At 65.1% G+C, this 25,669-nt stretch carries 28 protein-coding genes; 17 read left to right on the top strand and 11 right to left on the bottom strand.

The annotated features are described in order from the left end of the window. Positions 1-8 precede the first annotated feature (8 nt). The 8 genes from ptsP to tatA all read right to left on the bottom strand — a co-directional run bounded on the left by ptsP (position 9) and on the right by tatA (position 8,386). Positions 9-2,549, bottom strand: coding sequence for a phosphoenolpyruvate--protein phosphotransferase (gene ptsP, locus NLX68_RS08195; protein ID WP_254283591.1), 2,541 nt, complete (start codon positions 2,547-2,549; stop codon positions 9-11). Positions 2,550-2,568: 19 nt separating this feature from the next. Continuing rightward, positions 2,569-3,579: an SIS domain-containing protein gene (locus NLX68_RS08190; protein ID WP_254283705.1), complete on the bottom strand. Its 1,011-nt coding sequence runs from the start codon at positions 3,577-3,579 to the stop codon at positions 2,569-2,571. Position 3,580: 1 nt separating this feature from the next. After that, the gene (gene nagA, locus NLX68_RS08185) at positions 3,581-4,678 is read right to left on the bottom strand and encodes an N-acetylglucosamine-6-phosphate deacetylase (RefSeq protein ID WP_254283590.1); all 1,098 of its coding nucleotides are present in this window, start codon (positions 4,676-4,678) and stop codon (positions 3,581-3,583) included. Between the two features lie 10 nt (positions 4,679-4,688). Continuing rightward, entirely contained in the window at positions 4,689-5,420 is a 732-nt protein-coding gene (locus NLX68_RS08180; protein ID WP_254283589.1) for a GntR family transcriptional regulator, read from the bottom strand. An 80-nt stretch (positions 5,421-5,500) separates the two neighbouring features. Beyond that, entirely contained in the window at positions 5,501-7,012 is a 1,512-nt protein-coding gene (locus NLX68_RS08175; RefSeq protein WP_254283588.1) for a Fic family protein, read from the bottom strand. A 92-nt stretch (positions 7,013-7,104) separates the two neighbouring features. Further along, positions 7,105-7,884, bottom strand: coding sequence for a twin-arginine translocase subunit TatC (gene tatC, locus NLX68_RS08170; protein WP_254283587.1), 780 nt, complete (start codon positions 7,882-7,884; stop codon positions 7,105-7,107). Beyond that, a complete protein-coding gene (tatB, locus tag NLX68_RS08165) occupies positions 7,884-8,162 on the bottom strand; it encodes a Sec-independent protein translocase protein TatB (RefSeq protein WP_254283586.1) in 279 nt (92 codons plus the stop codon). The genes tatC and tatB overlap by 1 nt, the downstream gene beginning before the upstream one ends. After that, a complete protein-coding gene (gene tatA, locus NLX68_RS08160) occupies positions 8,162-8,386 on the bottom strand; it encodes a twin-arginine translocase TatA/TatE family subunit (RefSeq protein ID WP_254283585.1) in 225 nt (74 codons plus the stop codon). The genes tatB and tatA overlap by 1 nt, the downstream gene beginning before the upstream one ends. Positions 8,387-8,528: 142 nt before the next feature. On the opposite strand from tatA, the gene gspK reads away from it, so the two are divergent. Next, a complete protein-coding gene (gspK, locus tag NLX68_RS08155) occupies positions 8,529-9,494 on the top strand; it encodes a type II secretion system minor pseudopilin GspK (RefSeq protein WP_254283584.1) in 966 nt (321 codons plus the stop codon). A 39-nt stretch (positions 9,495-9,533) separates the two neighbouring features. Here gspK and NLX68_RS08150 read toward each other — a convergent pair whose 3' ends face one another. Further along, positions 9,534-11,582: a PhoX family phosphatase gene (locus NLX68_RS08150; RefSeq protein WP_254283583.1), complete on the bottom strand. Its 2,049-nt coding sequence runs from the start codon at positions 11,580-11,582 to the stop codon at positions 9,534-9,536. A 236-nt stretch (positions 11,583-11,818) separates the two neighbouring features. Between NLX68_RS08150 and NLX68_RS08145 the strand changes: the two genes are divergently transcribed. The 12 genes from NLX68_RS08145 to gspN are packed head-to-tail and all read left to right on the top strand — an operon-like array spanning position 11,819 to position 22,459. Then, positions 11,819-13,450 carry a lipoprotein UxpA gene (locus tag NLX68_RS08145; RefSeq protein ID WP_254283582.1) on the top strand — a complete coding sequence of 544 codons (1,632 nt, stop codon included), beginning with the start codon at positions 11,819-11,821 and terminating at the stop codon, positions 13,448-13,450. Continuing rightward, positions 13,447-13,872 carry a pilus assembly protein PilZ gene (locus NLX68_RS08140; protein ID WP_254283581.1) on the top strand — a complete coding sequence of 142 codons (426 nt, stop codon included), beginning with the start codon at positions 13,447-13,449 and terminating at the stop codon, positions 13,870-13,872. Before NLX68_RS08145 ends, NLX68_RS08140 begins: the two co-directional genes overlap by 4 nt. Before the next feature lie 3 nt (positions 13,873-13,875). Continuing rightward, positions 13,876-15,828 (top strand): type II secretion system secretin GspD, encoded by a 1,953-nt coding sequence (gene gspD / locus NLX68_RS08135; protein WP_254283580.1) that lies wholly within the window; start codon positions 13,876-13,878, stop codon positions 15,826-15,828. 5 nt (positions 15,829-15,833) lie between these two features. Beyond that, positions 15,834-17,282: a GspE/PulE family protein gene (locus NLX68_RS08130; RefSeq protein WP_254283704.1), complete on the top strand. Its 1,449-nt coding sequence runs from the start codon at positions 15,834-15,836 to the stop codon at positions 17,280-17,282. A gap of 3 nt (positions 17,283-17,285) precedes the next feature. After that, a complete protein-coding gene (gene gspF, locus NLX68_RS08125) occupies positions 17,286-18,488 on the top strand; it encodes a type II secretion system inner membrane protein GspF (RefSeq protein WP_254283579.1) in 1,203 nt (400 codons plus the stop codon). Positions 18,489-18,502: 14 nt separating this feature from the next. Next, positions 18,503-18,937 carry a type II secretion system major pseudopilin GspG gene (gspG, locus tag NLX68_RS08120; RefSeq protein ID WP_010220266.1) on the top strand — a complete coding sequence of 145 codons (435 nt, stop codon included), beginning with the start codon at positions 18,503-18,505 and terminating at the stop codon, positions 18,935-18,937. Positions 18,938-18,939: 2 nt separating this feature from the next. Then, on the top strand, positions 18,940-19,374 hold the full coding sequence (locus NLX68_RS08115) for a prepilin-type N-terminal cleavage/methylation domain-containing protein (protein ID WP_254283578.1): 435 nt from the start codon (positions 18,940-18,942) through the stop codon (positions 19,372-19,374). Continuing rightward, positions 19,371-19,739 carry a type II secretion system protein GspI gene (locus NLX68_RS08110; protein WP_010220264.1) on the top strand — a complete coding sequence of 123 codons (369 nt, stop codon included), beginning with the start codon at positions 19,371-19,373 and terminating at the stop codon, positions 19,737-19,739. Before NLX68_RS08115 ends, NLX68_RS08110 begins: the two co-directional genes overlap by 4 nt. After that, positions 19,736-20,323, top strand: coding sequence for a prepilin-type N-terminal cleavage/methylation domain-containing protein (locus NLX68_RS08105; RefSeq protein WP_100781993.1), 588 nt, complete (start codon positions 19,736-19,738; stop codon positions 20,321-20,323). Before NLX68_RS08110 ends, NLX68_RS08105 begins: the two co-directional genes overlap by 4 nt. Continuing rightward, positions 20,323-21,432 (top strand): GspL/Epsl periplasmic domain-containing protein, encoded by a 1,110-nt coding sequence (locus NLX68_RS08100; RefSeq protein ID WP_254283577.1) that lies wholly within the window; start codon positions 20,323-20,325, stop codon positions 21,430-21,432. Before NLX68_RS08105 ends, NLX68_RS08100 begins: the two co-directional genes overlap by 1 nt. Next, complete coding sequence (gspM, locus tag NLX68_RS08095; protein WP_254283576.1) at positions 21,429-21,815, top strand: type II secretion system protein GspM; 387 nt, start codon at positions 21,429-21,431, stop codon at positions 21,813-21,815. The genes NLX68_RS08100 and gspM overlap by 4 nt, the downstream gene beginning before the upstream one ends. Then, positions 21,812-22,459, top strand: coding sequence for a type II secretion system protein N (gene gspN / locus NLX68_RS08090; RefSeq protein WP_254283575.1), 648 nt, complete (start codon positions 21,812-21,814; stop codon positions 22,457-22,459). The genes gspM and gspN overlap by 4 nt, the downstream gene beginning before the upstream one ends. Positions 22,460-22,465: 6 nt before the next feature. Here the strand turns inward: gspN and NLX68_RS08085 are convergent, their stop codons facing one another. Together NLX68_RS08085 and NLX68_RS08080 are read right to left on the bottom strand one after the other, a co-directional pair. Further along, the gene (locus tag NLX68_RS08085; protein ID WP_010220259.1) at positions 22,466-23,023 is read right to left on the bottom strand and encodes a murein L,D-transpeptidase family protein; all 558 of its coding nucleotides are present in this window, start codon (positions 23,021-23,023) and stop codon (positions 22,466-22,468) included. A gap of 21 nt (positions 23,024-23,044) precedes the next feature. Beyond that, positions 23,045-23,599 carry an NUDIX hydrolase gene (locus NLX68_RS08080; protein ID WP_254283574.1) on the bottom strand — a complete coding sequence of 185 codons (555 nt, stop codon included), beginning with the start codon at positions 23,597-23,599 and terminating at the stop codon, positions 23,045-23,047. A 134-nt stretch (positions 23,600-23,733) separates the two neighbouring features. Between NLX68_RS08080 and NLX68_RS08075 the strand changes: the two genes are divergently transcribed. From NLX68_RS08075 to NLX68_RS08060, 4 genes are all read left to right on the top strand, one after another. Next, on the top strand, positions 23,734-24,333 hold the full coding sequence (locus tag NLX68_RS08075; protein ID WP_010220257.1) for a CoA pyrophosphatase: 600 nt from the start codon (positions 23,734-23,736) through the stop codon (positions 24,331-24,333). 43 nt (positions 24,334-24,376) lie between these two features. Beyond that, positions 24,377-24,901 (top strand): gamma carbonic anhydrase family protein, encoded by a 525-nt coding sequence (locus NLX68_RS08070; protein ID WP_254283573.1) that lies wholly within the window; start codon positions 24,377-24,379, stop codon positions 24,899-24,901. Beyond that, on the top strand, positions 24,901-25,104 hold the full coding sequence (locus tag NLX68_RS08065; protein WP_254283572.1) for a DUF1289 domain-containing protein: 204 nt from the start codon (positions 24,901-24,903) through the stop codon (positions 25,102-25,104). The genes NLX68_RS08070 and NLX68_RS08065 overlap by 1 nt, the downstream gene beginning before the upstream one ends. Positions 25,105-25,167: 63 nt before the next feature. Then, positions 25,168-25,635 (top strand): preQ0 transporter, encoded by a 468-nt coding sequence (locus tag NLX68_RS08060; protein WP_254283571.1) that lies wholly within the window; start codon positions 25,168-25,170, stop codon positions 25,633-25,635. Positions 25,636-25,669 lie beyond the last annotated feature (34 nt).

The following is a 25,669-nucleotide window of genomic DNA, read 5'->3' as shown; positions in this document are numbered from 1 at the left end:
CGCTCCGGTTATTGTTCTGTGCTGAGTGGGGAGTGGCGGGGGTGTAATGGGCGTGTGGCGAAATCGTGGCAGGCCTGGCGCACCGCACGGGCGCTGGACAGGCCCAGCAGTTGCTGGCTGAAGGCACGGCATTCGCTGCTGTCGAGCTGGCGCACGCGCTCCTTGATCTCGCCAACCTGCGGGGCGCTGACCGACAGCTCGCTGACCCCGAGGCCGACCAGCACCGAAGTGGCCAGCGGGTCCGACGCCAACGCGCCGCACACGCCGACCCAACGGCCATGGCGGGCGGCGCCCTGGCAGGTCAGGTCGATCAGGTGCAGCAGCGCCGGGTGCAGGGCATCGACGCGCGCCGCCAGGCCCGCGTGGTCGCGGTCCATGGCCAGGGTGTACTGGGACAGGTCGTTGGTGCCGATGGAGAAGAAGTCGGCGTGCTCGGCCAGGCGCTCGGCGAGCAGGGCGGCGGCCGGTACTTCGATCATCACCCCAAGTTCGGCGCGCTGGCTGATGCCCAGTTCGCTGGCCAGCCGGTCCAGGCGCTGGCGGATATCCAGCAGCTCATCGACCTCACTGACCATCGGCAGCATGATCCGGCAGCGTCGCTGCGGGCTGACTTGCAGCAGGGCACGCAATTGCAGGTCGAGCAACTCCGGGCGCAGTTGACCCAGGCGAATGCCGCGCAAGCCCAGCACCGGGTTGGCTTCATGGGGCAGCGGCAGGTAATCCAGTTGTTTGTCGCCGCCGACATCGATGGTGCGGATGATCACCGGGCGATCGCCCATGGCATCCAGCACCGCCTGGTAAGCGCCACGCTGTTCCTGTTCATCCGGGGCGGTGTGACGGTCGACAAAGAGGAATTCGGTGCGCAACAGGCCGATGCCGTTGGCGCCCAGGGCCAATGCCTGGGCGGCCTCGGCAGCCGAGGCGACATTGGCGGCGACTTCGATCAAACGTCCGTCACGGGTTTGGGCGCTGCCTTGGGCGGCAGCTTGCTGTTGTTGCCGGCGTTGCTGTTGCTGCTGGCGTTGCTGGGCGACCTGGGCCAGGCGCTCGGCATCTGGTGTAGTCTCCAGCCGGGCGTGTTCAGCATCCACGACCAGCACCTGGCCTGCTTGCAGGTTCATCAGTTCCGGGCCCAGGGCAACCAGGCAGGGCAGGCCGCGGGCGCGGGCGAGGATGGCGACATGCGAGGTGGCGCCACCGGCAACCATGCACAGCCCGGCCACCGCATGCTTGTCGAGCAGCAGCAGGTCCGAGGGCGTCAGTTCATGGGCGGCGACAATCGCCGAGGGCGGCAGGTCGAGCTCGCGGGTTTCGCCGAGCAGGGCGCGCAGTACCCGTTGCTGAAGATCCTGCAGGTCGTTGGCGCGCTCGGCCAGCAGCGGCTTGTTGAGGGCCTTGAGGATTGCGCACTGGGCATCGATGGCCTGGCTCCAGGCGTGGCTGGCGGCGATACCCTGGTCGATGCGCTGGCGTGCAGCGTCGAGTAGCGACGGATCGTCGAGCAGTGCCAGGTGCGCTTCGAAAATGGCGGCGGCATCGCCCTGTTGCAAGTGCTGCAGGTCAGCATCAATGGCGGCCTTGACCCTGGCCAGTGCGGCGTCCAGGGCCTGATGTTGCGGGCCGGGTTGATGGCCGCCTGAGTCTTCGGGCAGGCGAATGGCGTCCAGGCGCGCCAGCGGGCCGCTGGCAAGGCCTGGTGAGGCGCACACACCATTGAGGATGCCGGGCTCCAGATTGGCGACGGGCTGGGCCTGAACGCTGACGGCCGGGCCGGCATGGTGTTCACCGGCGGTCGCTGTGGCGACCGCCGTCAGCAAGGCTTGCAAGGCTGCGGCGCTGTCGGCACCGCTGCAGACAATGTCGACTTCATCCTGCTCGCCCACTCCCAGGCCCATGATTGCTACCAGGCTGTTGAGCGCGGCGACCTGGCCATTGAAGTGCAGTTCGGCGTGGCTGACGAAACCCTGGGCAGTCTGGCGCAGCAATGCCGCCGGGCGCGCATGCAGACCGCCATGGTGGCCGACCTTGGCGCTGCCGCGCACGGTCTCACCTTTACTGGCAGCGTTGACGGTGCCGACGCCAGCATTGGGGATGACATCCAGCAGCGGCGCCCCCAGGGCCACCGAGCGGGTCGTGCGGGGCAGCAAGCGGTAGTCGCTGCTGTTGCTTAAGATCATCACGGTGATCAGGCTGGTGCTGTGTTGCGCGACCAGGTCCAGATCAAAGCGAATCAGCGGCTGGCCGCGTTCGACCCGCTCGCCGTTGGCTACCAGTGCGTCGAAGCCACGGCCCTGTAACTGCACGGTATCAAGGCCGATGTGCAGGAGGATCTCGGCTCCGTTGTCGGCACGCAAGGTCAGCGCGTGCAGGGTTTTCGCCAGGTGGATGACGGTGCCGGCGCAGGGCGCCTGCAGGCAGTCGTTGAGCGGGTCGATGGCGATGCCGTTGCCCAGGGTACCGCCGGCGAACACCGGGTCGGGGACCTGCTCCAGCGGCAACAGCGGACCTTCGAGGGGCGCATGGAGGGTAACGTTCTTGTTGTTGGGCATGCGTAAAGTCCTCGGTGCCTCAGTGAGTACGGGTCACTTTGCTCAGGTGGCGGGGCTGATCCGGGTCCATGCCACGCGCCCGGGCAAGGCCTGCGGCCATGACGTAGAAGCTCTGGATCGCCAGCAGCGGGTCGAGGCCAGGGTGGGCGGCGCAGCTTAAGGTCAGGTTGCGCTGGGGGATGTCCGCCGGCGCGGCCAGCAGCACCTTGGCGCCGCGCTGGCGCATGTCTTCGGCCAGTTGCAAGAGGCCTGCCTGCTCCACGCCACGGGGCGCCAGCACCAGCAACGGATAGTGAGCATCGATCAGCGCCATCGGGCCGTGACGCACTTCGGCACTGCTGAAGGCTTCGGCCTGGATCGCCGAGGTTTCCTTGAACTTGAGCGCCGCTTCCTGGGCGATGGCAAAGCCGGCGCCACGACCGATGACCATCAGCCGCTGGCAATCGCGCAGTTGTTCGATGGCCAGGCTCCAGTCCTGGGCCGCGGCTTCGCGCAGTTGCCCGGGCAGGGCGAGGCCGGCCTCGAGCAGCGCCGGGTCTTGCTGCCAGTGGGCGATCAGGCGGGCGCTGGCGCTGAGGGTGGCGATAAAGCTCTTGGTCGCGGCTACGCTCAGCTCAGGGCCGGCGCTCAGCGGCAGGCTGTACTCACACACACGTTCCAGCGGCGAATCCTCGGCATTGACCAGGGCTACACTGGTGGCACCGCGTTCGCGCAGGGTGTGCAGGCTGTTGACCAGGTCCGGGCTCTGGCCCGACTGGGAAAAGCCCAGGGCCACCTGGCCGCGCACCTGCAGGGGCGAGTTCTGCAGGGTCACCACCGACATCGGCAGCGAGGCCACCGGCAGGCCAAGCTGCTGCATGGTCAGGTAGGCAAAATAGCTGGCGGCGTGATCCGAGCTGCCACGGGCGACCGTCAAGGCCACCTGCGGCGCAAGGCTGCGCAGGTGCTCAGCAACGCTGGCGATGCGCGCATCGCAGCGCTGCAACTGGGTCTGCACAACGGCGGCTGAGGCCAGGGCCTCGGCAAGCATCTTAGAGCTCAAGGTGTTCTCCTTCGACCATTACGCCGATCAGGTTGAGGTTGCGATCCAGGCTCACGGCGTCGGCCCAGCTGCCGGGTTGCAGGCGCCCGCGCGCTTGCAGGCCGAGGTAGTCGGCGGGGAACTGCGACAGGCGCTGGGAGGCTTCGGCCAGCGGCAGGCCGATCTTCACCAGATTGCGCAGGGCCTGGTCCATGGTCAGGGTGCTGCCGGCCAGGGTGCCGTCGGGCAGGCGCACGCCGCCCAGGCACTTGGTCACGGTGTGGCTGCCAAGCTTGTACTCGCCATCGGGCATGCCCGCCGCAGCGGTGGAATCGGTCACGCAGTACAGGCAGGGGATCGAGCGCAGGGCCACGCGGATGGCGCCGGGGTGTACATGCAGCAGGTCGGGGATCAGCTCGGCAAAGCGCGCATGGGCCAGGGCCGCACCGACGATGCCCGGCTCGCGGTGGTGCAGCGGGCTCATGGCGTTGTACAGGTGGGTAAAGCTTGTAGCGCCAGCTTCAAGGGCCGCCACGCCTTCTTCGTAGCTGCCCAGGGTATGGCCGATCTGCAGGCGCACGCCGCGTTCGCTCAAGGCACGGATCAACGGCAGGTGGCCAGCGACTTCCGGGGCTATAGTGATCACCTTGATTGGCGCCAGGGCCAGGTAGGTCTCAACTTCCTCAAGCAACCCCAAGTGAGCGAAGTTCGGCTGCGCGCCGAGCTTGCCCGGGTTGATGTACGGTCCTTCGAGGTGCACACCCAACACCCGCGCGCCGTTGCTGCGCGGCTGGCGGGCGTAGGCGCCGAGTTCGCCGAGCACCTGGGTCAGTTCTTCCTTCGGCGCGGTCATGGTGGTGGCCAGCAGCGATGTGGTGCCGAACCGGACGTGGGTACGGGCGATGGTGGCAAAAGCCTTGGCGCCTTCCATGACGTCACTGCCACCGCCACCGTGCACGTGCAGGTCGATGAAACCGGGCAGCAGGTAGGGCAAATCGTTGCTCTGCGGGTCGCACGGCTGGCCGTCGATGGCGGCGACGCGGCCGTCGCGCAGCAACAGGCGTCCGCGTACCCAGCCCGTCGGGGTGAGTATGTTGTGTTCGCTCATGGGGGCTCCGCTAGCGTCGCAGCTCGGCGACAAAGTCGTAGTAGTCGTCGCGACAGTAGGTGTCGGTCAGTTCGATGGGGGTGTTGTCGTCGAGGTAGCCGACCCGGGTCATCAGCAGCATGGCGGTACCGGGCTGGATGCCGACCCGCGCGGCCAGCTCGGCGCTGGCGTTGATCGCGCGAATATGTTGCAGGGCACGCACCACCGGTTTGCCGATCTGGTCGAGGTATTGATACAGCGAATCGCCGATGGCTTCAGGGTTGCCCAGCAAGCGGGCGGGCAGGGTGCTGTACTCGACGGCCATGACAATGTCATCGGCCTTGCGCAGGCGCTTGAGGTGCACCACCTGTTCGCTGGGCGACAGGCCCAGGCGCACCAGCTCATCGGCCGACGGCGCGTCGACGCTGCGCTCCAGCCACTGCGAGCTGGGCGTGAAGCCCTTCAGGCGCAGCATTTCACTGAAGCTCGACAGGCGCGAGAGCGGTTGTTCCAGGCGCGGAGTGATGAACGTACCAGAGCCCTGGATGCGGCGGATCAGGCCTTGTTCGAGCAGCACTTCCAGGGCCTTGCGTGCGGTTACCCGGGAGATGTCCAGAGCTTCGCTCAGGCTTCTTTCCGAAGGCAATGCCTGTTCGGCTTTCCATTGCCCGGCATGAATGGCCTGTTCAAGGTTGCGCGCCAACTGAAGGTACAAGGGGGTGGCCAGGGTGTCGTCGGGACGCAGGGCGGTCAACGGAGTCATGGCGGTGGCTTCAGGTAGCGAGTGGTATTGAAAATTTAATACCACTTGCATACCACGTCAATACCACTTGTCAGCCCGTCTCATTTTGCGTCGTCTTCGACCGACTCAACCGCAGACTGCTGGGCAGCCAGTGCCTGTCGTGCCGCCTGTTCGATAAAGTCGAAGACGTGGGCGGGAACCGTGTATTGATACTGTTTACGCCTGTGCCTGGACACAACACCGCCATTGGTCAGGCACATCATGACCAGACTCGAAAGCTCACTGCCGCGTACGTCAAATTGCTCGTCGACGGCTTTGTAAACGCTATCGAAACAGGCCAGGAAGGTCGTTTCTTCGCGCAGTTCAACTTCAAGGGCGTGCTTGGCCATTGCGATGGTGAAGGTCACGCAAGGCGTCGCATCCCAGTAGCGGTAAACGGCCGCATCGCCACGGAACTGGAAGCTCAACTGCCCGAAGTCAATCCACTGGACATCCCAGAAATCCCTCACTGGTCGGGAGAAGCTTTGCAGTGCTTGCAGATAGCCTCGTTCGTCCCGTTTCATGGCAACCGACACGGGAAGCAACAGGCCGTTGTCCAGAGCCCCGGCTCGGCACAGTGTCTGATGGATCAGGAAGCGAGAAAGCCGACCGTTACCATCCATGAAGGGATGGAGGAGGACAAAGCCGAAAGAGATGATCCCGGCTGCCACCAGTGGATCGGTGTGGGCTGCATCTTCATTGGCAAAGTGCATCAATGATTCCATCAGCTCCCGGCAGAGCGCCGGCGGGGGAGGGACGTAGGTCACACCCGCAGCGCCTTGCATGGCTCCGGCAAGGTGGTTCTGTTCATGCCTGAACGCGGCAGCCATGTCATAAGGGTTGCTAAGCGTGGCGTTCTGCAAGGCAACCAGATACTCCTCGGTTAGCGGCTGACGCTCGTGGGCCTGGCGAAGCAACTGTATGAACTTGCGGGATTTGTCCTCACTTGGCGCTTCCCTCTCGATCGCGAAAGAATCCTTGGTTTCGTGCAAGTACGCCCAGTTGATGGCGCGGTCCATCATGATTGGCGGCAGCGACTGCATGAACGCCCTGGCGCGTGCTGGAATGTCATAGTCGAGCAGGGCTTTGATTTGCGGCGTACGTTCGACTGTGGCGCAGTAAGCCAGTGAGCCGAGGCCATTGAACTCGACCCGCCACTTGGAGCTTCGCTCCCCCGGCTTGGTGATGTAGCGTTCAGGATCGAAAAGGCCCACGAAAGGGCCACGAACAGGGGCTCTCTGTCTCAGCGACTCGCCAGAGAACACCTCGCGTAGATAGCAGGCCTTACGGATGTATATCCCGTTAGGCGTGGAGCGCAGGACATCTTCGAATGCTTCGGCGGGGATCCGGGGCAACGCCTGGGCCAATACCGCAAGGTTGATCCCTTCGTGCTTCAGGGCAAACAGCGTATGACCCAGCAAGTCGTCGGCCGCAGGCGCAATGGCGGGGGGCACGGCCAAGGTGTTGCCGATTGGTTGGATACGCGTAACCGGTTGAACGACAGCCGGTAGCTGCAGCGGTACTACCGTCAGTTGAAACTGCTGGTGAAGATGGGCATAGCCAACCGCTTGCATATCGGAAATCCTGCTTTTCGGTTTCAGAGGTCAGGATTTTCTTCACTGGCCCATGAAAATCTTCAGATTTCTCGAGTATGCCGATTTTTTCTTTACTTGCCAGGTTCATTTAAGGCGTTAGCGCCGACCGCCATCGTATGGTCCTCTTTTCGCCCAACCGCTGCACAGGCCAGCAAACCGACCTCAAACAAGATCCACATCGGCACCGCCAGCAGGGTCTGCGAGAACACGTCCGGCGGGGTCAGGAGCATGCCGACCACAAAGCAGCCGACGATCACATAGGGGCGGCTCTTGCGCAGGCTGGCGACGTCGGTGACCCCGGCCCAGACGATGATGAACGTCGCCACCGGGATTTCGAACGCCAGGCCAAAGGCCAGGAACAGGGCGAGGATGAAGTCCAGGTACAGGCCGATGTCGGTCATCATCGCCACGCCATCGGGGGTGACGCTGGCAAAGAAGCCGAACATCATCGGGAAGACCACGAAGAAGGCGAAGGCCATGCCCGAGTAGAACAGCACAATGCTCGACACCAGCAGCGGCAGGGCGATGCGCTTTTCCTGGCGGTACATGGCCGGGGCGATGAAGCTCCAGGCCTGGTGCAACAGCACCGGCATGGCCACGAACAGCGCCGCCATCAGGGTCAGCTTGAACGGCGCGAGAAACGGCGAGGTGACGCTGGTGGCGATCATGCTCGCACCTTCGGGCAGGTAGCGGCGCAGCGGCTCCGAGACCTGGGTGTACAGTGTCTGGGCAAACGGGAACAGGCCGAGGAAAACCACGGCGATGGCCAGCAGGCAGCGCACCAGGCGCCTGCGCAGTTCGCGCAGGTGAGCGGTGAGCGGCATGCCGGGGGCGTCGGTTGCTGTGTTCATCAGGGCGTTCCGCTGGTTGGGCTGTTGTCCGGCTGCAGGCTGACGCCGCGGCGCAGGTCCTGCTCAAGGCGCTGCAACGCCACGGCATCGAGTTCCTGGCTCAAGGCCTGGGTGTCCAGTTCGCGGTCCACCTGTGCCTTGATCGACGCCATGGCGCGTTTGGCCTGACCCAGGCCGCGGCCCAAGGTGCGGGCCGCCGCCGGCAGGCGCTCGGGGCCGAGCACCAGCAGGGCGACGATGCCCACCAGCAGCAGTTCGGTAAAACCGACTTCGAACATCAGCGCTGGTGTTCCGCTTGCTGCACGCTGTCGGCCTGCAGCGGCGCCTGGGGTTTGACCTGGCTTAGGGCATCGTCCTCGGCCGGCCCGTTACCCATGGATTTGCGAAAGCCCTGGATCGCATCGCCGACATCCGCCCCCAGGCCCTTGAGGCGCTTGGTGCCGAACAGCATGAACACGATCATCAACACGATGAGCAACTGCCAGATCCCGATACCACCCATGAAAAACGCTCCAAGCTCATGAAAAAGAAGGCCTTATCCTGCCTGCGCTTTATGACGTAAAAGTGACGTGCAACGGTTATTGCCATGTGTCTGCAACATCGGTTGTGTTGACTGATGCCTCATGGGTTCGGATGGGCAGTTCATGGGTGCGAAACGGCAACAAGGGGCGGCGCTGTTGATGGTGCTGGTGGTGCTGGCGATGCTCGCCGGTGGTTTGACCTGGTTGGTGCAGGACGGTCGCCAGCAGATCGACAGCGTGCGCCTGGTGCAACAGCGGGTGCAGGCAAGGGCGATGGAAAGCGCCGGCCTGGCTTTTGCCGAACAGGCCCTGAAAGACCCGGCCTGGCGCGCCAGCCCGTTGTTCTGGCAGGCGCTGCGCGGGCAGCCGTTGGCCTATGCCTTTGCCGGCGGCTCGGCGGCCTTGCGCATCCGCGACTTGCATACCTGCTTCAACGTCAACACGCTGATTGGCGAAGAGGGTGAACGTGCCGCACGGCAATTGCGCTACCTGCTTGGCGATGACATGGCTGCTCAACGATTGACCGATGCCCTCGCGGACTGGATCGACAGCGATGGCCAGACCCGTCTCAATGGCGCTGAAAGTGATCAGTACCTGCGCCAGTCACCTGCGCGCCTTGCGGCCAACCAGATGATGGTCGACATGAGTGAACTGAACCTGCTGCTCGAGCCCGACGCCCAGCGCCAGCAACGCTATCCACAGTTGTGCGCGCTGCCGCAGACCAGCGGCTGGCGACTGAATGCCAATGCCTTGAGCCTGGAGCAGCTACCGTTGCTCGAAGCGCTGTACGAAGGGGAGGTGTCGCGTTCGCTGCTGACCCGGATCATCACCGGCCGGCCCGCTGGTGGTTATCACGATGCGGGTGCGTTGCGTCAGGCACTGGGTGCCATGGACGATGCGATGTTTGCGCGCCTGAGCGAGGGCTTGTTGCTCAACAGCGGTGATTTTGCCCTGCAACTGGAGTTAGAACAGGACGGGCAGAAGATGCGCAGCGAGTTTCAGCTGCGGGCACGAGGGATCGTGCAATGGCACGCGCGGGTGCCGGCCCAGCAGGTGCAGGTGATCAGCCGCGCAGCGCAGCCCTGGTAAGGGCTGCGCTGCGCAACGCTTAGGTTACCCGCTCTGGGGTTACACGCCGATCTCACCGCCATCGGCACGCTGGATCACCACGGTCGATGCCCGTGGGCGCACCTTGGTGCCGGCCGGGGTAACGGTGGTGGCAACATCGGTGGACGGCCAGTTGTCCGGGTGCTGGATGTTGACGAAGATCGACTTGTTGTCCGGCGTGAAGGCAATGCCGGTGACTTCGCAGCCGTTGGGACCGACGAAGAAGCGACGCAGGTCGACCTGGTTCTGGGCGTTGACCGGGACCTGCTTGCCAGCGGCATTCACCAGGTCGGTAGGGATCACCGCCAGCATCTGGTCGTTGGTGTAGTCGGTCAGGGTTTTTTCACCGTTGTCGGTCTGGAACCAGAGGATGCCGCGGCTATCGAAACTCATGCCGTCGGGGCTGGCGAACTGGTTGAGTTCGGTCAGGCCCGAGCGGTTGATGTCGGCGGTACCGGCGGCGTTGGCACCAAACACGAAGATGTCCCAGGTGAAACTCAAATGATTGTCGCTGTCGTGCCAGCGGATGATATGACCATGGCGGTTCGGCCCGCGCGGGTTGGCGGCATCGACCTTGGCGGCGGTGCGCGCGCTGTTGTTGGTCAGGGTCAGGTAGACGTCGCCATTGAGCGGGTTGACCGTGGTCCATTCCGGGCGGTCCATCGGCGTTGCGCCCAGCGCGTCGGCAGCGCCGCGGGTGTTGAGGATGATGCCCGGCAGGTCGCCGTAGATCGAACCCAGGGTCTTGCCGCTGCTGGTCGGGGTATTGACGTCGAGCAGCAACCACACTCCCGAGCCGTCGGCATTGAAACGGGCGACATACAGCTTGCCCTGGTCCATGTACTTGTTGCCGGTGGCTAGGCGGTCGGCCGGGTTGGCATCGGCCGCTTCCCACAGCGCGGTGGAGACGAACTTGTACAGGTATTCGTTGTTCGAGTCGTCGCCCATGTACCAGACCAGCGGCTTGCCCACTACCGGCAGGCCCGGGCAGCAGCCCTCGTGGCGGAAACGGCCGAGCGCGGTGCGCTTCACCGCCAGGGTGCTGGCGTTGTACGGGTCGATCTCGACAATGTAGCCGTAGGTGCTGGCTTCGTTACGGAAGTCGTCGGTGGCGCTGGCGCCGCTTGGGGTGACGTTGAAGCGGCTGAATTCGCCATCCACTTCGGTCGGATCGCCCGCCACGCTTTCCCACTTGTAGTTACCGGCCTTGGTGCTTACGCCGATGCGCTTCTGGTCGGCCGGCAGGGTGGTGCTGGTGTTGACGAAAATCCCCGGCCAGTTCTCTTCGCAGGTCAGGTAGGTACCCCACGGGGTGTAGCCGTTGCCGCAGTTGTTGTTGGTGCCGCGGGCCTGGGTGCCGTTCTTCGAGAAGCGCGTCTTGACGTGGTCGCTGCCGCGCAGGGGGCCGGCGATGTTCATCACCGTGGCGGTGGTGAAGCGGCGGTTCAGTGGGTCATTGTCGACCACCTGCCAGCGGCCGCTGACTTTCTTCAGGCGGATCACCCCGGCGCCGTGGGCGTTGATCTCCTTGCGTACTTCCTCGACCGGCCGCTTGCCGCTGCCGTCGCTGGTCGGGCCGTTGGGGTGCAGGGCGTCGGCGTCGATGTACTCGTGGTTGATCGCCAGCAGGCCGTCTTCGGAGCTGCCGTTGATGGGGAAGAAATGCATGCCGTCATGGTGCATGCCCACCGAGTTGGCCTGGTCGGCGGCGGTGTTGCTGCCGTCGGCTTTCCACGGGTTGGCGCTGGTGTTCAGCGGTGTGCCCCAGGGCGCCAGGACATAGGCGGTGTAACCGGCGGCGACCACGCAGGCGTCGGTGCGCGAGCCGGGGATGGAGGTAAAGCCCAGTTTCAGTTTCGGCGGGGTTGGCGGCTCGACCACCGGATCGTCGTCATCCGAATCACTGCTGTCAAAGCAGCCCGTCAGGCCAGTCCCGGCAATCATCGCGATCGCGGCGCCCAGGCCACCGCGTACCACGCTGCGGCGGCTCAGGTAAGACTCCAGAACGCTGTCCATGGGCAGGTTGCCACTTGGGTTGCGGTTCAGGTTGTCGCCGGTGTCTCGACTCATCAGTTCAGTTCCTTTTGTTCAATGATGCGGCGTGAAAGAAACCGGGACTTTAGTGAGCAAGTGTGATGATTGATTGGCAGTTTTGTTAAAAGGCGTTGAAGAAATAAATAGTTACCACCTGATTTGCCTGAGGTTTTGCCTGGGCTGTCGATTAACTGCCATCAAACTGTAATCCAGGCGCCCCAATATCCCGGCCCGACAACCAACAAGCGCGAAGGCGACGGGACAGGCTGAACATGCACAGACGGGAAGTGTTGAACTGGATTGGCGTTGGCGCTACGGCGCCGCTGCTCACGGCCTGTGCGGGTCTGGGCGGGACGTCGACCGGCAACGATGCTTGGCTGGATGTGCTGTATTTCGCCGACACCCTCGACGCCCGCCAGGCGGGCAAACCGGTGGTCCCGGCCACGCGCCTGGGGCCGGTGACCCACCTGGGCCAGGCACCCTGGATGACCGGCGCCAGCGCCCGCCAGGCGCGAGCCGAACTCAACCCGTTGCTCGATGCCAGCCTGGCCGATGGCGTGCGCACCGGTGGCTATGCGGTGCTGGCGGCTGTGCTGGAGCAACTGCGCCAAACCGCCGGGGCCGAGAACTGCCTGACCCTGGAGAACGGCCAGGGCTGGAACGGCAGTGGCCTGGCCTACCTGACCCAGGGTGGCAGTGGTGTTGAAGGCAGCCAATTGCTGGCCAGCGACGTGCGCGTCAGCAGCGATGAGCGGGTGCTCTGGCCGCAGCGTTGCAGCGGGCTTTATCGGCAATATGGGCAGGCTGTGCTGGGCGCAGGTCTTGCCCCGGAGCAGTCCGCTGCGCTGGGTGTTACACCGTTTACGGTCATTCGCCGTGGCGGGGTACGGGTTGCAGTGGTCGGCATCACCGACCCCTATGCCCAGGACCAGAAAGCCTCGCTCAAACAGTGGTACCAATCGCTGTTGCCGGCCTTCGAGCAGGCCCGCGGCCAAGCCGAGCTGGTGATCGCCCTGGCCGACGTCGGCACCGGCCCGGGCTTGTGGCTGGCCGAGCGTTTGAGCGACGCCGACCTGTTGCTCTGCGCCCGTGGCCAGGACTTCTGGCCCGAACCGGTCAGCGTGCTGCAAGCCAGTGGCAAGCGGGTGCCGGTGCTGTTTGCCGGCAGCCGGGCCAGCGGCGCCTTTCAAGTTCGCTGCCAACGCGCTGGCGGGCAATGGCAGTTCAGCGCTCACTTTCACCCAGCTTTCGACAGCAGCCTGACGCCCACCGCCCAGGCCCGTGCCGCGCAGTTGCGTGGGCTGTTGGCGCAGCAACGCGCCGGTCACGCCGCCTGGCTCGATCAACCCCTGGCCCGGGCACCGCAGGCACTGTGGCGCCGCGATACGCGTGGCGGCAGTTGGGACCGCCTGCTGCATCAAGCGCTGTCGGCCGACAGCGACTACCCGGTGCTGTTGCCAGGCCTGCGTTACGACAGCCCCCTGGCCGCCGGCCAGGCCATCACTCGCGAACACCTGATCAGCCTGACCGGCAGCTACCCGGCGCCGGTGGTCGAAGCGCCCGCCCGGCAAGTCGAACAGGTATTGGAAAACGCCGCCGAGCAACTGTTTGGCGACCCGCTGTTACTCGACAACAGCCAGGACCTGCCGCGCTGGCTGGGCCAGCCCTGGCAGCTCAGTTACAGCCCGAGCGGCAAGCGCGTGTCCGGTTTCAGCGAAGTGCAAGGACAGTGCCGCACCTTCGGCCTGCAGTACGCCTCCAGCAGCGGCGAGCCACTGTGGCAACGGGTCGAAGCCTGGCTGTCGAAACAGCCAGCCGACTGGCAACTGCCGGCATTGCAATTGCCGCAGCTGCGCTATGTCCAGGGCCATCCCGGCTGGCATCCGCGTGAGTTGAACGCGTGACCAGCGCCTCGCGCCTGTTCAGCGGCGCACTGCTGACCCTGGCCGCCTGGCTCGCCGCCCAGTGCGTGCTGCAGCTCAGCCGGGCACCTGTGCCGGCAGTGGCCCAGGTACAGGACGCTACGCCATTGCCGGGCCTGATGCTCGGCCACTGGCAGGCCGAGGCCGACAGCGGCGGCGTGCCGCTGACCCGTTTACCGCTGCAGTACCTGGGCGGTCTCAGGGCCGTGCCGCTGAGCGCCACCGTGGTGGTGCTGCGTTACGGCCAGGCCACGCGCACCGTGCGCCGTGGCCAGCGCCTGGCCCCGGGCATTGTCCTTGAGAGCATCGACGACCAGGGCCTGATTTTCGACAACCAGGGGCGGCGCGAACGCCTGCCCTGGCCGCCACGGCCCGCCGTGACCGGCTTCAAGCGCCAAGGATGAATGATGATCGCAAGACTCTGCCTGGCCAGTGTGCTGAGCCTGGGCCTCAACCTGGCATGGGCCGAAGAGCCGGTGGCGCTGGATGACAACGAGACGCCGTTGTACGAAGTCAATTTCGTCGACACCGAACTGAGCGAGTTCATCGACAGTGTTTCGCAGATCACCGGCACCACCTTCATCGTCGATCCGCGGGTCAAGGGCAAGGTCACTGTGCGCACCGTCGATCGTCACGACAGCGAAGCGATCTACGACATCTTCCTGGCCCAGCTGCGGGCCCAGGGTTTTGCCGCCGTCGACCTGCCCAACGGCAGCGTCAAGATCGTCCCCGACCAGGCTGCACGGCTTGAGCCGGTACCGGTGGAGCGCGCGGGCAAATCGGCGCAAGGCAGCGACGGTGTCGCCACCCGGGTGTTCAATGTGCGCAATGCCGCCAGCGAGCAAGTGCTGGGGATTCTCAAGCCGCTGATCGATCCACGGGTCGGGGTGATCACTCCGTATCCGGCGGCCAACCTGTTGGTGATCACCGACTGGCGCAGCAACCTGGAGCGCATCGACAGCCTGTTGCTGCAGCTCGACCAGGTCAGTGACGAGCCGATGCAGGTGATGCCGCTGCAACATGCCAGCGCCAACGACACCAGCAAGTTGATCAGCCAGTTGCTGGCCCGCGAGCAGGGCGCCGACAGCGCCCAGGTGGTGGCCGATCCGCGCAGCAATGCCTTGCTGGTGCGCGGCAGTGCCGACAGCCGTGAGCGGGTGCGGGCCTTGCTCGCGCAACTGGATCGCCCCGGCGATAACCTGCGCAGTTCCAACACCCAGGTGATCTACCTGCGCCACGCCAACGCCAGCGAAGTGGTCAAGGTGCTGCGTAGCCTCAGCCAGGACAGCCTGCCAGCCGGAACGGGCGAAGGCGGCAAGGATGACAAGGCGCCGCCGCCGGTGAGCAGCTCGGGTATCCGCCTGGAGTACGAAGAAGGCACCAACGCCGTGGTCATGGTCGGCCCCGACAGTGAGCTGGCGGCCTATCGCAACATCGTCGAGCAACTGGATGTGCGCCGGGCGCAGGTGGTGGTCGAGGCGATCATTGCCGAAGTCTCGGATTCACGCGCCGAAGAGCTGGGCGTGCAGTGGCTGTTCGCCGATGAGAAGTTCGGTGCCGGCACGGTCAATTTCGGCACCGGTGGCGCGAGTATCGCCGCCATCGCTGGCGCCGCCGCAGCCAAGGACAATGCCGCACTGGGCAAGCTGCTGTCCGGCACCAACGGCCTGACCGCAGGCTTTGGCAACTTCGGCGGCGGCTTCAACTTCGCCGTGCTGGTCAACGCGCTGAAAAGCAAAAGCGGTTTCAACCTGCTGTCGACCCCCACCTTGCTGACCCTGGACAACGCCGAGGCATCGATCCTGGTCGGCCAGGAGGTGCCCTTCGTCACCGGCTCCGTGACCCAGGACAACACCAACCCCTACCAGACCATCGAGCGCAAGGAGGTCGGGGTCAAGCTGCGCATCAAGCCACAGATCAACATCGACAACACCGTGCGCCTGGATATTGTCCAGGAGGTCTCCTCGATTGCCGACAACGCCTCGGCCAGCGACGTGATTACCAACAAGCGCGAGATCAAGACCAAGGTCATGGTCGAGGACAACGGCCTGGTGATCCTCGGCGGTCTGATCAGTGACGAGGTCACGTCGAGCAAACAGAAGGTGCCGTTGCTCGGCGATATTCCCTGGCTGGGGCGGCTGTTCAGTTCCTCCGGGCACCAGGGCGTGAAACAGAACCTGATGGTGTTCATTCGCCCGCGCATCCTGCGTGACGGTCCGAGCCTGGCCAGCCTGAGCACCGAGAAGTACCGCAACCTGCAACAGGACACCGCCCTCAAGCTGCCGGCCATCAGTGACGACGGCAAGCTGTTGCAGGCCTTCCCGGCCAGCCGCCAGCGCCTGGACGAGGGCGTCTGGTGATGGAACTGTTGCCCTATCGCCTGGCCCGCCAGGCCGGCCTTGCCGTGGCGCCTTCGGCGACTGGCTGGAGCCTGTGGCTGCGCAGTGATGCCGACAGCGATCAATTGCAGGAACTGCTGCGCGTACAGGGCCAGCCGGATGAGGTCTGCCATCTGGACAGCGCCAGTTTCGACAGCCAGCTGGGGCAGCTGTACCAGGCCGGCGAAGGCGCCACCGCAGCGCTGATCGAAGGCATCGGCGAGCAGGTCGACCTCGACGGCCTGATGAGCGAAATGCCGCGCATTGAAGACCTGCTCGAAAGCGATGACGAAGCGCCGGTAATCCGCCTGATCAATGGCCTGTTCGCCCAGGCCCTGCGCCTGCAGGCATCGGACATTCATATCGAGACCTTCGAGCAGAGCCTGGTGGTGCGCCTGCGCGTCGACGGTCATTTGCGCGAAGTGCTGCGCCCACCGCGAGCGCTGTCGGCGATGCTGGTGTCGCGGATCAAGGTCATGGCCCGGCTGGACATCGCCGAGAAGCGCCAGCCCCAGGATGGCCGTATCACCCTGCGCTCGGCGGGGCGTGAAGTGGACGTGCGGGTGTCGACCCTGCCGGGCATCCATGGCGAGCGGGTGGTGATGCGCGTGCTCGACAAGCAGGCCAGCCTGCTGGCGCTGGCCAACCTCGGTATGCCGCAGGCCGTGGAGCAGGGCTTGCGCGCTTGCCTGGCGCGGCCCAATGGCATCGTCCTGAGCACCGGGCCGACCGGCTCGGGTAAAACCACCACCCTCTACGCCAGCCTCAACAGCCTCAACGACGGCAGCCGCAATATCCTCACCGTCGAGGACCCGGTCGAATACGCCATCGCCGGTATCGGCCAGACCGCAATCAACCCGCGCGCCGGGCTGACCTTTGCCACCGGCCTGCGGGCGATCCTGCGCCAGGACCCGGACGTGATCATGCTCGGCGAGATCCGCGACCGCGAGACCGCGCAGATCGCCGTGCAGGCCAGCCTTACCGGCCACCTGGTACTTTCGACCCTGCACACCAACAGCGCCGTCGGCGCGGTGACGCGTCTGCGCGACATGGGCATCGAGCCGTTCCTGATTGCCTCGTGCCTGCGCGGGGTCATGGCCCAGCGCCTGGTCCGGCGTCTGTGCCAGTGTGCCCGAGCGCAACCTTTACAGGCGGCCGAGCGGCAGCTGTGGCCGGAGCTGGCCGAGTTGAGTGAGACATTTCATGGCGTGGGTTGCGAGCAGTGCCAGGGCACGGGCTATCGTGGTCGGCTCGGCCTTTATGAGTTCATCGAACTGGACGCCGGCTTGATCGCCTTGCTCTACGACGGCGCCAGCGAAGTGGCCATGCACGAGCACCTGGCTGGGCGCCGGCAGAGCCTGGCCGGCATGGCCAGCGAGTGCCTGCGCCGCGGCGACACCAGCCTCGCCGAAGTGCTGCGCGCGGTGCAGGGCTGAGCCATGCCGACCTTTCGCTACCAGGCAGTGGACCTCAGCGGGCGGGCGCACAAGGCCAGTATCCAGGCCGACAGCGAGCGCCATGCCCGCCAGTTATTGCGTGAGCAGGGGCTGTTCACCCGGCAGTTGCAACGCCACGAAACCGGCAACGCCCAGCCGCGACGCCAGCGCGTCAACCGCGCCCAGTTGTGTGAACTGACCCGGCAACTGGCGACCCTGACCGGCGCCGGCATTCCCCTGGTGGATGCCCTGGCGACCCTGGAGCGGCAACTGGTGGAGCCGGCCTTGCGCAATTTGCTGGTGGCGGTGCGCGGTTCGCTCGCCGAAGGCCTGAGCTTGGCCCGCAGCCTGGCGCGCCAGGGGGGCTTGTTTTCCGGTTTGTATTGCGCGCTGGTCGAGGCTGGCGAGCGCTCCGGGCGCCTGGCCCAGGTGCTGGAACGGCTGGCCGAACACCTGGAGCAGGTCCAGCGCCAGCAGCACAAGGCACGTACGGCACTGATCTACCCCTGTGTGCTGATGGGCGTGTCGCTGGCGGTGGTGGTTGGCCTGATGACTTTCGTGGTGCCCAAGCTCACTGAACAGTTTGCCCACTCGGGGCAGAGCCTGCCGTGGATCACCTCGCTGCTGATCGGCATCAGCGACCTGCTGGTGCTGCTCGGCCCGTGGTTGCTGCTCGGCGGGGCGCTGGCGGCCCTGCTCGGCGCCTGGCTGTTGCGCCGCCCGCACTGGCGTATGCGCCGCGACGACCTGCTGCTGCGCCTGCCACGGATCGGCAACCTGCTGGCGGTGCTGGAGAGCGCACGCCTGTCGCGCAGCCTGGCGATTCTTTCCGGCAGCGGCGTGCCGTTGCTTGAAGCCCTGCAAGTGGCCACAGCCACGGTCAACAACCGGCGTATTCACCTGGCCCTGCAACGGGTCAGCACTGATGTGCAAGGCGGGGTCAGCTTGCACCGGGCGCTGGATGCCAGCGGCCACTTCCCGCCGTTGCTGCTGAACATGGTCGCCAGTGGCGAGGCCAGCGGCACGCTACCGGACATGCTCGAACGGGTCGCCGACAACCAGGAGCGCGGCTTCGCCCGCCAGGTGGACAGCGCCATGGCGCTGTTCGAACCGCTGATGATTCTGGTCATGGGCGCGGTGGTGTTGTTCATCGTCCTCGCCGTGCTGTTGCCGATCATGCAGCTCAATCAGGGCCTGACACTTTGAAAAGGAGCAAGACCATGCACAGCCCACGCGCGCGTCAGCGCGGTTTCACCCTGATGGAAATCATGGTGGTGATCTTCATCATCGGCCTGTTGATCGCCGTGGTCGCCCCCAGCGTGCTCGGCAGCCAGGACAAGGCCATGAAGCAGAAGGTCATGGCCGACCTGTCGACCCTGGAGCAGGCGCTGGACATGTACCGCCTCGACAACCTGCGTTTCCCGTCGGCCGAGCAAGGCCTGTCGGCGCTGGTCAGCAAACCGACGCTAGAGCCGCTGCCACGCGCCTGGCGCGCCGACGGTTATATCCGCCGCCTGCCGCAAGACCCGTGGGGCACGGCGTATCAGTACCGTGCCCCCGGCCAGCACGGGCGCATCGACATATACTCGCTGGGCGCCGATGGCGTCGAGGGCGGCGAAGGCATCGATGCCGACCTGGGTAACTGGGAACTCTAGGCATGCGCGCCGAGCGTGGTTTTACCCTGCTGGAAATGCTTGTGGTGCTGCTGATTGCCGGGCTGATGAGCACCTTGAGCATTGCCTGGCTCGACAGCGGCAAGGCGCCGGTGCACCAGGCCCTTGAGCGCCTGGCCAGTGCCAGTCGCCAGCAGGCGGAGCTGGCGCTGCATGGCGGGGAGATTCGTGGCCTGCGATGGAATGGCAGCCGTCCTGAATTTGTCCGCCTGATCGATGAGCGTTGGCAGGCCGAGCCCGTTGCCTTGGGCAACTGGCCGCCAGCTTTGCAAGCCGACTGGCCAGCCAGCCGCGAGCCACGCCTGGTGTTCACCCCCTCCGGTGTTGCGCGCAGTGCTGCCTTGAACTGGCATTGGCCGGAGGGGGCCGAGCGTTGGCAGTGGAACGGCGCCGGCCAGTTGCACAGGGCACCGCTGTGAGGCGCGCACAGCGAGGTTTCACCCTGCTGGAGGTGACCGTGGCCTTAGGGATTGCCGCAGCCTTGGCCATCATGACCAGCCAGGTGCTGCGCCAGCGCCTGGCGGTGCAGCAGAGCGTGCAGCAACACCGCCTGGGCGTGTTCTGCGCCCGCGAGCTACAGGCGCGTTTTGCCGTCGAGCAGTACTGGCCGATGGACAACAGCGTTGGCGGGCAATTGCAGCAGGGCGATGGCCTCTGTCATTGGCAACTGCAACTGACTTCCACGGGCGTGCGCAACCTGCGCCGTGGCGAGTTGCGTCTGTTTGCCGACCGTGACGGGCGCGACCCCCTTGGCCAGTACCGCATCTTCCTGGTGCGCCCATGAAGCGCCGCCAGCAGGGCCTGACCTTGCTCGAACTGCTGGTGGCCCTGGCCCTGACTGCCGTGCTGGGGATCTTGCTGGCAGCGCTGGTCAATGCCTGGGTGGGCGTGCGCGAACGCCTGCAACAACCTGCCCAGGCCTCGCCGGTACTGAATTTTTGCCTTGCCCTGGAGCGGCGTTTCGACTCGACGGTGTTGCGTCAGCTCTACGAGCAGCGCCTGCCTCTGGCAATCAATTGGCTGGACTGGCAACCCGCCGCCTTGCAACTGCACTGGGTGGCCCGCAGTGCCTGGCCGCAAGCTGAAGGCGGTTCACGCGTGCAGCGCCAGCGCCTCAGTTACGACCCCCGCGGCCAACGCCTGCTGCTGGAAACCTCCGCCGACCTGTATGCGGTGGGGAAACCGCAGTGGCATGAACGCGATCAGCTCGATCAGGTTGCGGCGCCGAGCTTCTCCTTTTTTCACTCGGGCCGCTGGCTGGCCTTTCCTTCTGCCGAGCGATCCGCCCCGGATCGCGGCATACGGCTTGAGTTCAAGCGTGATGGAGCACCTTATGTCTGTACCTTCGCCCTGCCGGAGGCGCCCTGATGAAATGGCTTGAGCGCTGGCAATCTCCACGCGCGAGCAACTGGCTGCTGCTACGGCCTGGTCTTGGGCACGCGCCCTGGAGCTGGCTGCGCCTGGCAGACGGCAGGCGCGAAGCCGGCGAGGGGCCGCCACCCAGCCCTGACGGCGCTTGCGTGGCGCTGATCCTGCCGGGTAACCAGTGCAGCCATTGCCAGCTTGCGGCGCCACCGGGGCTCAAGCGTGACGAGTGGCCGCTGCTGCTTGAAGAGCGTTTGCTGCAGCCCGCCGAGTCCATCCGTTGTGGCTGTGTGTCGCGCCAGGGCAATCAGCTGGAGCTGGTCAGCGTCGATCAGGCGCTGCTCGGCCAGTGGTTGGCCCAGTGTACGGAGTGGGGGCTAATCGTGGAGCGTTGCTGGGCCGAGTTTCAGTTGATGGCGGATACACCGGCAGGCACGGCCCTGTGCTGGCAGCGCAGCCCTGATCTGTTGTTGCTCAAGGGCGTAACCGAACAGTCCCGACAGCACTGGCTGGCTTGGCCGACCTTGCTCGGGCCGAACCTGCCGGCACCTTGGCCGGGCCTGCAACGCGAACAGTTCGAGGGCGCCTGGCCACCCCGACTGGTCGCGCTGGAGCGTTTGCCCAGCCTGTTTGACCTGAGCCCGGCACGTCAGCTGCGGCTGCGGCTTCCCATGGCCCCCGGGCAATGGCGACTGATTGGCGCGTGCACGCTACTGGGTATGCTCTGGAGTGGCTTGTGGCTGACCCAGCAATGGCGCCAGAGCGAGGTCTACAAGGCGCAGGTGGTCGCCGTGACCGGGCCTGTCACTTCACCTCGGCAGGCCGCCCAGGTCCTCAAGCGCCTGCGTCAGGCCGAGGAGGATCGCCAACTGCGCCTGCGCCAGATCGAGCAGCTACAGGCGGCGTTGCAGCAATGGTTGCAAGCGCAGCCTGCCTGGCACATGACCGCCACCGGCTTCGACGGGCAACGCTGGACGCTGCGCCTTCGTGGCGATCAGCCGCCCGCGGCCGCGACCTGGGAGGCCATCGCCAAGCAGGTCGGTGTGCGGGTTGAAGTCGCCGGTGGCGAAGATCAATTGCAACTGGTCTTCGACCTGGGAGCGGCGTCATGAATGAGTGGATACAGCGCCGCTGGTTACTGCCGGCCGCCTGGGCAACGGTCGCGTTGTTACTGCTGACCCTGGTGATGCGCGAAGGCACGGCCCGCTGGCAGGCCGCGCAGCAGTGGCAGGCCCTGGCCCGGTCGGCGGCCAGCGTGCAGGTCGCCGCGCGCTTCAGTGTCGAGCAACTGCAACAATCAGCCCAGGCAAACAGCATCGTCCTCAACGAGGTGCTGGCGGAACATCACAGCTGGCAGATCAAGGGCCGCGCAGCCGATGAGCAAAGTTTGCAGCGCTGGTTACTGGCCGTGCAAGGCGAAGGCCTGCGCCCGCTGCGCTGGTCACTGGAGCAGGTTGAGTCCGCCATGACCTTCGAGCTGGAGTTGCAGCAATGAAGCGCATCGGCTGGTTCAGCCTGGTGTTCTTGGTGAGCGTGGTGACCGGGTTACCGGCGAACTGGTTGCTCGCGCCCATGGCCGCCCAGGGTGTCTCCGGCAGCCTCTGGCAAGGCCAGGCTCAACGACTGGGGCAGGTGGGGCCGCTTGCCTGGCACTGGCAGCCCTGGCGTTTGCAGGCACAGGCCAACCTCGGGTTTCAGGGGCAGGACTGGCAGTTCAAGGTAACTGGCTGGCCGTGGAACTGGACCGCCGCTGTCGAGCCGTTGCAGCGCACGCTGACAATGCCTTTGTCCTATCGCCTGACGGGTGAGTGGACAGGCCGGATCGAAGTGCAGGGTAGCGGTCGGCAGTGCCAGGGTAGCCAGGGTGAGATCGCTGGCCGCAACCTGGCACTGGTTGCGCCATGGTCAGTGCCTTTGGGTGCCACCCGGGTGCGGGTTGATTGCTCGGTCGGCATGCACCTGTTGGCGCAATTGCAGTTGCAGGGGCAGCATCAGTTCGAACTGGACGCCGACCTGCGCCAGCGCCGCGGGCGTTTGCAAGGCGCTGTCGAACCCGGTGCAACCTTGGCCCCGGTGCTGCTCAGCGCCCAGTGGCTCAAGCCCGATGATTCGAGGCTGAGCCGCACGCTCAAATGGTGACGGAGCTCAGGGCCGGATTTCGATCATGGTGCCGTCCGGCACCATGTTCCACACCTCGCGCATGTCGCGGTTGGTCATGGCGATGCAGCCTTCGGTCCAGTCCAGGGTGTGGAACACCTCTTCCGGGTACTCCTCGCTCAGGGGCGTGCCGTGGATCATGATCATGCCGCCCGGCGGGACGCCTTCACGACGGGCGCGGGCGGCGTCGCTGATGTTCGGGTAGGACACATGCATGGCCAGGTTATAGCGATCGCTCTGCTTGCGCCAATCGATCCAGTAGAAACCCTCGGGGGTGCGCTTGTCGCCTTCCTGCACCTTGGCGCCCTTGGGCTGCTTGCCCAGGGAGATGCGGTAGGTCTTCAGCGGCGCGCCGTCACTGATGAGCTGCAGGCGGCGTTCGGACTTGATCACCAGGATCTTGTCGATCATCGCAGGCTTCGGCTGTTGCGGTTGCAGTGGCGAAGGCGCGGTCTTGTCGACCGGCCGGGTAATGATGGTTTCGGTGAAACCTGCCTGGGACATCGAAGCCACACTGAGGCAGAAAAGGGCAAGCAACCAGCGCATGAAGCGATATCCCTGAAAATGCTAGGTGTTGGGTGACAAGACGAGCATGGGTGAAAGGCATTCGTTGCCAATCGGGAAGCGTTGCTCGATGCGGTCACGATAATAGCATTCTAGGGTACGACTGATGGTGCGGAAAGCCAGCTCGTCCCATGGGATTTCACTTTCGTCGAAAAGCCGCACTTCCAGGCTCTCGACGCCGACGGCGAAGTCCAGGTCGGCGAGCTCGGCGCGAAAGAACACGTGCACCTGGTTGATGTGCGGCAGGTCGAACAGCTGATACAGGCTCATGGTCCCGACCCGGGCGCAGGCTTCTTCGATGGTTTCCCGGCGGGCGGCCTGGTCCATGGTTTCACCGTTCTCCATGAAACCGGCTGGCAAGGTCCAGTAACCACGGCGCGGTTCGATGGCGCGGCGGCACAACAGCACCTGGCTGCCCCAGGTCGGCAGCACCCCGGCGACGATATTGGGGTTCTGGTAATGAATGGCCTTGCAGTGATCGCAGACAAAACGCAGGCGGGTATCGCCCTCGGGAATACGCTGAATCACCGGATTGCCGCACGCACTGCAGAATTTCATGCTTTTATTCCTGTTAGGTGCGCCTATCTTGGCGCCACTGTCACCGCCGCCGCAAGCCGGATCGTCGTCGGGGCTTGGGCGGTTCGCGGCTTTGGTGCATCATGCAGGACAGGCTTTGGAATCGAGAGAGAGCAATGCTGGACGAGCTACTTCGCCGCGTGAGCAGTCATACGCCGAGTACCCTGGAGACGGACCGACGTTTTCCCGAGGCCGCTGTGTTATTGCCCATCACCCGCAGCGAAGAGCCGGAACTGGTGTTGACCCTGCGCGCCAAGGGGCTGTCGACCCACGGTGGCGAGGTGGCCTTCCCGGGCGGTCGCCGCGACCCGGAAGACCCCGACCTGATCTTCACCGCCCTGCGTGAAGCCGAAGAAGAGATCGGCCTGCCGCCAGGCCTGGTGGAAATCATCGGTCCGCTGAGCCCGCTGATCTCCCTGCACGGTCTGAAGGTCACGCCTTTCGTTGGCCTGATCCCGGATTTTGTCGAGTACCAGGCCAACGATGCCGAGATCGCCGCGGTGTTTACCGTACCGCTGGAGTTCTTCCGCCAGGACCCGCGCGACCATACCCACCGTATCGATTACCAGGGCCGTAGCTGGTACGTGCCCAGCTACCGCTACGGCGAGTACAAGATCTGGGGCCTGTCGGCGATCATGATCGTCGAGCTGGTCAACTTGCTTTACGATGCCAACATCAGCCTGCATCAGCCACCTGAACGTTTCACCCCCATTTGAGCGGGTGCACCCGCCAGCCACGCCGCACCGTGAGGAACCACGCATGAAATACCGTCTGGGCGACCTGCGGGTCGAAACCCATCCGCGCAGCTGGGTTGCGCCGACCGCCACGCTGATCGGCAAGGTCCGCCTGCAGGCGGGTGCCAACGTCTGGTTCGGCGCGGTGCTGCGCGGCGACAACGAGCTGATCGATATCGGCGAGAACAGCAACGTCCAGGATGGCACGGTGATGCACACCGACATGGGCTCGCCGCTGACCCTGGGCAAGGGCGTGACCGTCGGTCACAACGCCATGCTCCACGGCTGCACGGTCGATGATTACAGCCTGGTCGGCATCAACGCGGTGATCCTCAACGGTGCACGCATCGGCAAGTACTGCATCATCGGCGCCAATGCGCTGATCCCCGAGGGCAAGGAGATTCCCGACGGCTCGCTGGTCATGGGCTCGCCGGGCAAGGTGGTGCGCGAGCTGAGCGACGCGCAGAAGAAAATGCTCGAAGCCAGCGCCGCGCACTATGTGCACAATGCCGAGCGCTATGCCAGCGACCTGGCGCTCCAGGAGGATTGATGAGCAGCCTTGAACGTCCGGTTGCCTCGCCTTGCGTGCAGATCTGCGCGCTGGACGACGCTGATATCTGCACCGGCTGCCAGCGCAGCGCCGCTGAAATCACCCGCTGGGGGCGGATGGACAACAGCGAGCGCCGTCAGGTGCTCACGCTGTGCCATGAGCGGGCAGTCGCCGCCGGGCTGGTCTTCAGCGTCGGCGCATGATTCGCCCCTTGGCCGCCGGCAGTCGCTGCAGTACCCTGTAGCGCTTGCCCAGCGGTCGATCCCATGTTCTTTCTGATTGCCTATATCAGCAGCGTAGTGCTGATCAACTACGCCTTCTCCAGTGCCCCGCACCTGGACGTCATCTGGTCCGCCTGGGGCGGGCTGGTGTTCATCCTCCGTGACATGGTCCAGACCCGCTTTGGCCACGGCGCGCTGATTGCCATGCTGGCGGCCCTGGTGCTGTCCTATATCACCTCGGAGCCGGCCATCGCCCTGGCCAGTGCCACAGCCTTTGCCGTGTCCGAATGCATCGACTGGCTGGTGTTCACCCTGACCAAGCGGCCGTTGCATGATCGCCTGTGGTTGAGCTCGGCGCTGAGTATCCCGATCGACACCTTTATCTTCTTCGGCATGATCGGCGCCCTGACCCCGGCCGTGGTCGGCACCGCCCTGGCGTCGAAATTCGCCGGCGTCACCGTGGTCTGGCTGGCCATGGCCTGGCGCGTGCGCAAGCGGGTGGTCACCGGCTGAGGCCGACGGCCGCGGTTCATGTAAAATGGCGCTC

The organism is Pseudomonas sp. SBB6 (assembly GCF_024213215.1).
In the GTDB taxonomy this organism is placed as follows: domain Bacteria; phylum Pseudomonadota; class Gammaproteobacteria; order Pseudomonadales; family Pseudomonadaceae; genus Aquipseudomonas; species Aquipseudomonas donghuensis.
This window is presented reverse-complemented; position numbering and strand designations above follow the sequence as displayed.

Bases quoted from the DNA above. Each gene is read 5' to 3' on its own strand.
- ptsP (WP_254283591.1), bottom strand. From the start codon at position 2,549: ATGCCCAACAACAAGAACGTTACCCTCCATGCGCCCCTCGAAGGTCCG.
- NLX68_RS08190 (WP_254283705.1), bottom strand. From the start codon at position 3,579: ATGCTTGCCGAGGCCCTGGCCTCAGCCGCCGTTGTGCAGACCCAGTTG.
- nagA (WP_254283590.1), bottom strand. From the start codon at position 4,678: ATGAGCGAACACAACATACTCACCCCGACGGGCTGGGTACGCGGACGC.
- NLX68_RS08180 (WP_254283589.1), bottom strand. From the start codon at position 5,420: ATGACTCCGTTGACCGCCCTGCGTCCCGACGACACCCTGGCCACCCCC.
- NLX68_RS08175 (WP_254283588.1), bottom strand. From the start codon at position 7,012: ATGCAAGCGGTTGGCTATGCCCATCTTCACCAGCAGTTTCAACTGACG.
- tatC (WP_254283587.1), bottom strand. From the start codon at position 7,884: ATGAACACAGCAACCGACGCCCCCGGCATGCCGCTCACCGCTCACCTG.
- tatB (WP_254283586.1), bottom strand. From the start codon at position 8,162: ATGTTCGAAGTCGGTTTTACCGAACTGCTGCTGGTGGGCATCGTCGCC.
- tatA (WP_254283585.1), bottom strand. From the start codon at position 8,386: ATGGGTGGTATCGGGATCTGGCAGTTGCTCATCGTGTTGATGATCGTG.
- gspK (WP_254283584.1), top strand. From the start codon at position 8,529: ATGGGTGCGAAACGGCAACAAGGGGCGGCGCTGTTGATGGTGCTGGTG.
- NLX68_RS08150 (WP_254283583.1), bottom strand. From the start codon at position 11,582: ATGAGTCGAGACACCGGCGACAACCTGAACCGCAACCCAAGTGGCAAC.
- NLX68_RS08145 (WP_254283582.1), top strand. From the start codon at position 11,819: ATGCACAGACGGGAAGTGTTGAACTGGATTGGCGTTGGCGCTACGGCG.
- gspD (WP_254283580.1), top strand. From the start codon at position 13,876: ATGATCGCAAGACTCTGCCTGGCCAGTGTGCTGAGCCTGGGCCTCAAC.
- gspF (WP_254283579.1), top strand. From the start codon at position 17,286: ATGCCGACCTTTCGCTACCAGGCAGTGGACCTCAGCGGGCGGGCGCAC.
- gspG (WP_010220266.1), top strand. From the start codon at position 18,503: ATGCACAGCCCACGCGCGCGTCAGCGCGGTTTCACCCTGATGGAAATC.
- NLX68_RS08115 (WP_254283578.1), top strand. From the start codon at position 18,940: ATGCGCGCCGAGCGTGGTTTTACCCTGCTGGAAATGCTTGTGGTGCTG.
- NLX68_RS08105 (WP_100781993.1), top strand. From the start codon at position 19,736: ATGAAGCGCCGCCAGCAGGGCCTGACCTTGCTCGAACTGCTGGTGGCC.
- NLX68_RS08100 (WP_254283577.1), top strand. From the start codon at position 20,323: ATGAAATGGCTTGAGCGCTGGCAATCTCCACGCGCGAGCAACTGGCTG.
- gspM (WP_254283576.1), top strand. From the start codon at position 21,429: ATGAATGAGTGGATACAGCGCCGCTGGTTACTGCCGGCCGCCTGGGCA.
- gspN (WP_254283575.1), top strand. From the start codon at position 21,812: ATGAAGCGCATCGGCTGGTTCAGCCTGGTGTTCTTGGTGAGCGTGGTG.
- NLX68_RS08085 (WP_010220259.1), bottom strand. From the start codon at position 23,023: ATGCGCTGGTTGCTTGCCCTTTTCTGCCTCAGTGTGGCTTCGATGTCC.
- NLX68_RS08080 (WP_254283574.1), bottom strand. From the start codon at position 23,599: ATGAAATTCTGCAGTGCGTGCGGCAATCCGGTGATTCAGCGTATTCCC.
- NLX68_RS08075 (WP_010220257.1), top strand. From the start codon at position 23,734: ATGCTGGACGAGCTACTTCGCCGCGTGAGCAGTCATACGCCGAGTACC.
- NLX68_RS08070 (WP_254283573.1), top strand. From the start codon at position 24,377: ATGAAATACCGTCTGGGCGACCTGCGGGTCGAAACCCATCCGCGCAGC.
- NLX68_RS08065 (WP_254283572.1), top strand. From the start codon at position 24,901: ATGAGCAGCCTTGAACGTCCGGTTGCCTCGCCTTGCGTGCAGATCTGC.
- NLX68_RS08060 (WP_254283571.1), top strand. From the start codon at position 25,168: ATGTTCTTTCTGATTGCCTATATCAGCAGCGTAGTGCTGATCAACTAC.